The 8,194-nt window shown below is 72.9% G+C and carries 7 protein-coding genes; 2 read left to right on the top strand and 5 right to left on the bottom strand.

The features are described 5' to 3' along the window. Window positions 1-162 precede the first annotated feature (162 nt). Window positions 163-597 (bottom strand): protease inhibitor, encoded by a 435-nt coding sequence (locus tag ACFVYK_RS33440; RefSeq protein ID WP_389780481.1) that lies wholly within the window; start codon window positions 595-597, stop codon window positions 163-165. Window positions 598-954: 357 nt separating this feature from the next. On the opposite strand from ACFVYK_RS33440, the gene ACFVYK_RS33435 reads away from it, so the two are divergent. Next, complete coding sequence (locus ACFVYK_RS33435; RefSeq protein WP_389780480.1) at window positions 955-1,521, top strand: hypothetical protein; 567 nt, start codon at window positions 955-957, stop codon at window positions 1,519-1,521. A gap of 133 nt (window positions 1,522-1,654) precedes the next feature. Then, entirely contained in the window at window positions 1,655-2,824 is a 1,170-nt protein-coding gene (locus tag ACFVYK_RS33430; protein WP_389780479.1) for a lactate 2-monooxygenase, read from the top strand. 134 nt (window positions 2,825-2,958) lie between these two features. Here the strand turns inward: ACFVYK_RS33430 and ACFVYK_RS33425 are convergent, their stop codons facing one another. From ACFVYK_RS33425 to ACFVYK_RS33410, 4 genes are all read right to left on the bottom strand, one after another. Beyond that, window positions 2,959-4,593, bottom strand: coding sequence for an RICIN domain-containing protein (locus ACFVYK_RS33425; protein WP_389780478.1), 1,635 nt, complete (start codon window positions 4,591-4,593; stop codon window positions 2,959-2,961). Between the two features lie 464 nt (window positions 4,594-5,057). Then, window positions 5,058-5,435 carry a toxin Doc gene (locus tag ACFVYK_RS33420; RefSeq protein WP_389780477.1) on the bottom strand — a complete coding sequence of 126 codons (378 nt, stop codon included), beginning with the start codon at window positions 5,433-5,435 and terminating at the stop codon, window positions 5,058-5,060. A gap of 3 nt (window positions 5,436-5,438) precedes the next feature. Then, complete coding sequence (locus tag ACFVYK_RS33415) at window positions 5,439-5,684, bottom strand: hypothetical protein (protein WP_389780476.1); 246 nt, start codon at window positions 5,682-5,684, stop codon at window positions 5,439-5,441. 110 nt (window positions 5,685-5,794) lie between these two features. Further along, entirely contained in the window at window positions 5,795-8,035 is a 2,241-nt protein-coding gene (locus ACFVYK_RS33410) for a glycoside hydrolase family 9 protein (RefSeq protein WP_389780475.1), read from the bottom strand. Window positions 8,036-8,194: the final 159 nt, after the last annotated feature.

Genomic DNA, 8,194 nt, shown 5'->3' with positions numbered 1-8,194 from the left:
GTCCCGAGGGGCGAACGCGTTGATCCCGGAGGCCGGCCGGGGGCCCCACTCCGCCCGTCCGGCCTCCGGGTGCGAGATCACGACGGTCCCACGCGCAAGGGGCTCGCACTCCCCACTTCACGAGCCTCTATCGACGTCCACGGGGACCACGCGATCCCGGTCTCAGAACGCGAAGAGACTGCTCGTGGCAGCGTTCTTCACGCACTCGTTGGCGAAGGCGCGCTCGAAGGCGACGCGCTTGCCCTGCCATACGCCGTCGACGGTGACGACCACCGGGTCGTACTGCTTGGTGCACACCGCGCCGCTCGGGCCCGCCAGGACGTCGAGGTCACCGCCGGCGGCACGCAGTTCGGCGCAGGCGAGGGCGGGGGCGGGATGGGTGCCGGAGGGCGTCGGGACGCAGTTCAGGGTGACGGCCCGGGCCGCGTTCACGGTGGCGGCGCTGTCTCCGTGGCCCACCGTCAGCACGAGTGCCGAGGGGGCGTAGAGGGAGGTGGGCGCTGCGGCCGGGGCGGCGAGCGCGGGTCCGGTGAGGGATCCGCAGACGGTGGCGGCCGTGAGGCCGAGGGTCGCTGCCCAGCGCGCGGTGTTCCGCATTGTGTGCATCCTTCCGCTCGATTCGGGGGTGTGCCGGCCCGGCCCGATCGGTGCCGGACGCGGCGAGCGCGAGTCTGCCGAGTCCGCCGCCGAATCTCACATCGACCCCATGGGTTTCAGTAACCTTGCGTATTGAATCAGTGGCGCGAAGTCACGGGATTCGAACGTTCCAACGCCGAAAGCAAGCGCTTCATGATCCCTTCGGTCCTCTCGATGACCGGTTCTCATAGCTTCGTTAATCGGCCTGAAACATTCCGCTCCTCGCCCCCAGGCCCGCGCCGCATCCCCCGGTTCCGCTCTCGGCAGACTCCTTCGCGACCCCTTGCGTTCACCGACCAGCGGAGTAATCGTCATTACATGATTACGAACGAGCAGAACGAGAAGCTGAGAGGCTGGTTCGCGGGCCGACTGCCCGACGACCTCTTCGAGGAACTGACCGACGTCACGGCCGATCGCGAGGAGATCACCGTGATCGGCCGCATCGCAGCACCCCGGCTGGCCGAGGGCGCCCCGGCCGCCGAGCGGAAGGCGGCCGTCGAAGCCCGGATCCAGGAGTTCCGCGACCGCACCCGCGAGACCCGGATGGCCGTGGCTCGCGACGCCGAGCACCGGTTCCGGCACAAGGTGTCCTGGGGCGCGGTGTGCGACGGCGAGCGGGTCCTGTTCACGCACGTCGCCGCACCGGTCATGACCCGGCTGCGGCAGCCCGAGCGCCAGGTGCTCGACACGCTGATCGCCGCGGGCGTGGCCCGCAGTCGCAGCGACGCGCTCGCCTGGTGCGTCCGGCTGGTCCAGCGCCACACCGACGACTGGCTCGGCGAGCTGCGGGAGTCCCTCGAACACGTCCAGCGCGTGCGGGCCCAGGGCCCCGACGCGGCCCCCGACCCGCAGGAGACCGAGGATCCGTCCGGCGACGCCCCCTGAGCGGGCCGACCCGCCGGGACCGCACGGATCCGGTGGAGCCGACCCCGGCCGGCCTCCCGCCTACCCGCCGGTATGGTCGCCCTGCGATCAGGACGCGGCGCGACCACGGGACGGCGAGAGGCGGCACGCACGGATGGCCAAGCACTGGGCGGACTTCCAGTACGAGATCTATCTGAACGGGATGACGGGCGCGGTCCCCCGGCTGCCCACCGACCTGACCCGGCTGGAGGAGCTCACCGAGCAGCGCCTCGGACCGGGCCCGGTCGGCTATGTGGCGGGCAGCGCCGGCGACGGCAGCACGGCCCGGGCCAACCGCGCCGCCCTGGAGCGCCGCCGGATCGTGCCGCGCATGCTGCGCGACGTCCACGAACGCGACCTGTCGGTCGAGTTGCTGGGCCGGGCCCTGCCCGCGCCGCTGGCGCTCGCGCCGGTCGGCGTGCTGTCGATCATGCACCCGGAGGCGGAGTCCGGGGCGGCCCGGGCGGCCGCCGCGCAGGGCGTGCCGTACATCCTGTCGTCGGCGTCCAGCACGCCGATCGAGCGGGTGGCCGAGGTCATGGGGGACGCCGAGCGCTGGTTCCAGCTGTACTGGTCCAAGGACCGGGAGGTGACCCGGAGTTTCCTCGGCCGGGCCAAGGCGAGCGGGTTCGGCGTGCTCGTCGTCACCCTGGACACACCGCTGCTGGCGTGGCGTCCACGCGACCTCGACCAGGCGTATCTGCCGTTCCTGCACGGCGTGGGCACCGCCAACTACTTCACCGACCCGGCCTTCCAGGCGGGGCTGGCCAAGCCGGTGCACGAGGACCCGAACGCGGCCGTCCTGCGCTTCCTCGGCCTGTTCGCCGATCCCGGCAAGACCTGGCCGGACCTGGAGTTCCTGCGGGAGAACTGGGACGGGCCCGTCGTCCTCAAGGGGGTGCTGCATCCGGACGACGCCCGGCTGGCCGCCGACGCCGGGATGGACGGCGTCGTCGTCTCCAACCACGGCGGCCGCCAAGTGGCCGGTTCGATCGCGGCCGCCGACGCGCTGCCGGGCGTGGCGCGGGCGGTCGGCGACCGGCTGGCCGTGCTGTTCGACAGCGGGGTGCGCACCGGGGCGGACGTCTTCAAGGCGCTCGCGCTCGGCGCGCGGGCGGTGCTGGTGGGCCGGCCCTACGCCTACGGGCTCGGTCTGGACGGACAGGCCGGCGTCGAGCACGTGATCCGCTGCCTGCTCGCCGAGTTGGACCTGACCCTGGCGCTGTCCGGCCACGCCGGCCCGGCCACGGTCGGCCCCGCGGACCTGGTCGAGGACCCCGTCTGAGCCCGCAGCACGCCCTTCTGACGCCCGGTGCGGCCCGGTGAGGCCCGCCGGACCGCGTCCTGCCGCAACCGCGGCCGCACACCGGCACAGGACCGGGCCGGGCCGGACACCGCCGCCGTCCCGTCGGCGGAGCGTCAGGCGGTGCCGTCCGCAAGGCCGACCGGCTGGGCCGACGGCGGTGCGTCCGTGCCGGTGACGCCGAGCGAACCGGGGGCCGCGGAGGCCACGTCGGTCAGCCAGCGCTGGCCCGTGGAGTGGTCGCGGACCTTGACGACGACGTCGGCCCCCGCGTCCTCGCCGGCCGTGGCGAGCGCCAGCGCGTCGTCCCAGCGGGGCAGCAACTCGCCCTGGACGGTGAGGTCGTACCGCACGTCCTCGCCGCGGGCGTCGCCGACGTCCGCGCACGCGCCGAGGATGACCACGCCGGCGTCCGCGTGCGAGTCCACGCACAGGTCGGGGTGGGCCGCGCTGCGCAACTGCCCGTCGTCGCCGTACGACCACGCCTGCGTCCCCTCGGACGAACAGGGCGCCAGCTGGACGGCGGCGCCGGCCTTCGCCTCGCCCCGGATGTCCAGGCACAGGTCGGCGGCCGCGTTGCGCAGCCTCGTCTGCCGCGGCGGCGTGGGCAGTCGGGCGGTGTCGGGAGCCGTCGGCGAGGCGCCGGCCGCCTGTGAGTCGGTGCCGGGCGCGCTGCCGCTGCTGGAGGCGGCCGGGTCGGCGCCGCCGTCGTCGGACCACATGCCGGCCGCGAGCAGGGTCGTCAGCAGACCGGCCGAGGCCAGGCCTACGCCGGTGAACAGCGCACGCGGCGACCGTGCCGCCCCGGAAGCCCGTCGGCGGGGCGAGGGGATGCGCGCGAGCAGACCGCCGCCCCGGCCGCGGGTGCCGCCGCCGCGGTGCCGCGCGGAGCCCTTGAGGCGGACGGTCTGCTGCTTGGCACGGCCGGGACGGGTGTCGTGGTAGCGACGGGCGCCCCAGCCGAGCACCGCCTCGGCGAGCAGCACGCCGAGGCCGCTCTCGAAGTGGCCGAGCTGCTCGGCGGCCGAACGGCAGTAGCGGCACGCGTCCAGGTGCTGCCGCACGTCCGGCAGCAGGTCGCCGCCGCGCCGGATGGGGACGTCGAGGAGCCGGTTGTAGAAGCGGCAGTCCTTGCTCGGGGCGAGTTCCCGGTGGGCCCGCACCACGCCCTCGCGGAGCTTGTCACGGGCCTGTTCGAGGGCGGCGTCCACGGTGTCGGTGTCCATGCCGAGCAGGCCGGCCGCGACGGTCACCGGCTCCGCCTCGACCTCCACATGCCACAGGACGCAGCGGGCGACCGGGGGAAGTCCGTGGAACGAGCGTTCCGCCAGCACCCGGTTGTCCGGGGTCATGGACTGCGCGGTGCGCATCCCCCGGGCGCCCGCCGGCTTGCGCAGCACGGGCAGGACGCCGGACAGTCCCTCGTCGGCCGACCACAGCCGGGCCGTGTCCCGCACGGTCACCAGCAGCCGGGGGCGCAGCGCGGTGCCCGGTTCGCCCAGCTTGAGCCGGTCGAAGACCTGGTGGAAGACGGCCGTGGTGAGCATGGACGCGGCGCTCCCGGAGGAGGCGAGGCAGATGACCGCGTACTCGTGCACCGGCCGCCAGTGCCGGGCGATCAGCATGGCGGTGGACTGGGCCACCTCGCTGTCCGCGCCGCCGCGTATCCCGGCGGCGAGGGACTCGTCGGATTCTCCGGGTCCCCCGCCGGGCGGGGGATAGGGCGGAAGGGGGGGCTGGAGGGTGGGCACTGAGCGAATTCCTTTGGTACGTACCTTGTCCGATGCGGCAGGGAGCGGGAATTCGCCTCCGCCGACGAACGCAGGGGACCCGGCCGTGACCCCCCGCACGGGTGGTTCACCTTTGCACAACTAAGTCACGCACAACAAGGCGGCGACTGGAGCCGCGCTTATTGATGGAATGTCGATAACGGAAACCTACTCCCGCCGTGGCGCCCGCTATTGAGCGCTCTTTTGCGGCCCGGCCTGATTCCGCCCTTGCGCCCCGTGTGAAACGCGCACACCCAGCGAAGGGCCGCGCACGCTCCCGCCGCACCGGCCCGCGTAGTTGGCTGGAACCGGCCACTTCCTCGGAGGCCCCGCGCAGGACGGCGGCTCTCCTGCGCGAAACGGCCGCCGGCCTTGCTCCTCCCGCCCTCGGCCGGCGGCCCGAGGTGTTTCCCCCGCCTGCGGCGGTCCGGGAAACGTTTGCGCGCCTATATCTGCCAGGACCTCAACCGGTCGGCCGCTCCGTAGACGTCGGTCTTGCCGTCGAGGAGGTCACGGGCGAGGTCGACGAGCGCGCCGTACGGCGGGTCGATGCCGACGCCGCTGGTGAACATGTACGCCACCGCCGTCGCACAGGCGAAGCGGGCGTTGGCCGAGGGCAGCGGCCTGAGCAGGGTCAGCGTGTGCAGCAGGGCGGCGGCCCGCCAGGCGGGGTCGGAGTCCACGCCGAGCCTGGGCGGGTCGACCCGGTGCCGCGCGACGGCGGCGACCAGCGCGGAGAAGTCGTTGACGGTGGGCTGCTCCGGCAGCACCTCCTCGTGGCGCTGGAGCAGCCAGGGCACGTCGATGTGGATGACGGACGTCATCGGTCAGGCGACCCGCCCCTCGCTCCGGGCGGAGCGTTCGTCGTCCGGGAAGGCGGCGGCGAATTCGTCGGCGTGGGAGGCGAAGAACCTGCGGAAAGCCTCCGCGCCCTCCTGCAGCGCCCGGTGCCGCGCGATGTCGGCCGCGGCCGCCTCCCGTACGAGTGCCTTCATCGACGTACCGCGTTCCTTGGCGATCTGCCGCAGGTCCTCCAGCTCGCGATCGCTGAATTCCACATTGAGGGCTGGCATGCCCTTCACGGTACCGCGCGGGTACTTACTCGTAAATATCCCCAGGTCACGTCTGTGCCCGCGCGGTACCGCAAGGTGTTCGGACCGGACCGCCGCCGAGTGCGGCGGGCCTATCCCTGGTCCGCCACGAAGGACGCCATCCGGGTCAGGGCCGCGTTCCAGTTGACCGCGGTCTCGTTGGTCGACCAGGACTGGATGTCGTCGATGTAGCAGAACTGGCCGACGCAGCCCTGCAGCTTGCTCTGGGCGTAGGGGTCCTGGATGCTCGAGTTCGGTCCGCCCGCCAGGGTGCCCGCCGGCGGGGACGGCAGCTTCGGATCGAGCTCGTGGGCATACCAACGGCTGTGCTGGTGCTGGGAGTCGACCTCACCGTAGCCGGTGACGTACGAGATGTTCAGCGCGTTGCGGCCGAGGATGTAGTCCATGCTCTGGACGGCCGCGTCGCGGTACTTCGCGGCGCCGGTGACGTCGTAGGCGCTCGCGATGACCACGGCGTTGTTGAGCACCTGATGGCTGGAGCCCCAGTCGTAGCGGTTGCCCGGCGGCGCGTACGGCATGCCGTACGGCTGCGAGGCCAGGGCGGACAGGTAGGCGTCCGCGCCCCGCACCACCGAGCGGCGCACCTGGTCGCGACCGGGCAGCTTGCTCGGGACGAGGGCGAGGTCGAGGCGGCCGGCCGCCGCCGTGCGGGACCAGTCGAAGCCGGTGGGGCCGAAGATGTCGGCGGTGTGCGCCGGCGAGTTCAGCACATGGTCGGCGAACGGCTTCTCGCCGGTGGTGAGATACAGCTCGGCCGCCGCCCAGTAGAACTCGTCGGTCACGTCGTCGTCGTCGTAGGCGCCGCCGCCGGTGCCGTCGGCCGGGTCGGCGTACAGGTCCGGGTGCGCGAGGGCCGCCGTCCAGGCCTTGCGCGCCGCCGTCAGCGCCTTCGCGGCGAAGGCCTTGTCGTAGGGCCGGTAGAGACGGGCGGCCTGCGCGGCCGTCGCGGCCAGGTTGAGGGTCGCCGCGGTGCTCGGCGGGTGCAGTTCGCGCTGCTGCGGGTCGTCGGCGGGCAGCAGCGGCAAGCCGGTCCACTGCGCGTCGTGGATCTTGTGATGGGCCATGCCGGCGAGCGGCTGTCCGTCGGGCACCTGCATCTTCAGCAGGAAGTCCAGCTCCCAGCGGGCTTCGTCGAGGACGTCGGGCACGCGGTTGCCGCTCTCGGGCAGGGCGAGCGTCCCGTCGCCCAGTTTCGCCGGGTGACCGGTGCGGGCGACGAGAGAGCGTTCGTAGGTGCTGAGCAGCTCCCAGGCCGCGATGCCGCCGTTGACGACGTACTTGCCGTGGTCACCGGCGTCGTACCAGCCGCCGGAGACGTCGAGACGGTAGTCGCACTCCCCCGGCCGGCACGGGACGCTCGTGTCGCCCAGGTTGGGGGCCGCTCCGGCATGGCCGGCCGCCCTGCCGTAGCCGGGCCGCAGGTCGTCGCGGATCGCGATGCCGCTGCGCTGCGTGTAGTAGTACTTCACCGCGTCGAGGCGCAACCGCTCGTAGGCGGCCGTGCCGATGTCGAAGGGACGGCTGGTCTCGCCGTCGGCGACCAGCGTGAAACCGGCGCCCCGCTTGCGGTAGGCCCCGAAGTCGATCGTGTGGACGTTCTGTCCGGACGAGACGTCGACGCCGCGCGGCACGCTCCAGCCGTGCGCGACCGTCGCCCCCGCGGCGTTCTTGAGCTGCCAGGGCAGCTTCGCGGCGGCGTCGGTGACGAGAGTGGCGTTCTTCGGCCCCGCGGGCAGATAGGCGACCTGGTTGACGCGCACCCGCGGCCCGGTGTCCGGCTCGTACACCTGCGGCGGCACCCCGCCCAGCAGCGAGACGTCGTCCAGGCAGAACCGCCATGGATCGGCGCTCCCGCCCACCTGGAAGGCGACCTGCGCCTCGGTGCTGTCGACCGGCGAGGTGAACGTGTAGGAGTACGAGCCGCCCGCCGCGTCCAGCACCGGGGACGCTTCCTGCCAGGTGTCGTACGGGGAGACCGACAGCCCCACGATCGCCCGCACCGCGTGTCCCTCGGGGACCGCGGAGGCACGGAACGAGAAGCGGTACGTCGTGCCCTTCACCAGGGTGATCGCGTTCTGGCCGACGGCGGAGTCCCAGCGGTTGGCGGTGCCGCCCGGCACGTCCGCGCACAGCCGCCCCTCCGAGAGGCCGGCGGTGACGTTGCTGGTCCACCAGGGGTCGGCGGTCGTGTCGAAGCCGCCGTTCCAGACCTGCTCGACCTCGTCGGCTCCGGCGTTCTGCGCGGGCAGCGCGGTGAGCGCGGCGCCCAGCAGGGCCGCGAGGGACAGCAGCGTGGTTCTGCGTCGTTTCACGTCCAGGCTCCTCGGTGAGGTGCGGGACGCTCCGCGCGAGGTCTGGACATGATCGCGTGGGAGCGCTCCCAGAACGGGATCGCAGGATATAACCGCCGCGCGCTTGTGGATAGTTGACGGAGCGAAGCACCGTGCGCGAGCGCCGCGGGCGCACGGTGG

Origin of the sequence: Streptomyces sp. NPDC058291 (assembly GCF_042880855.1) — a bacterium.
Taxonomy (GTDB): domain Bacteria; phylum Actinomycetota; class Actinomycetes; order Streptomycetales; family Streptomycetaceae; genus Streptomyces.
This window is presented reverse-complemented; position numbering and strand designations above follow the sequence as displayed.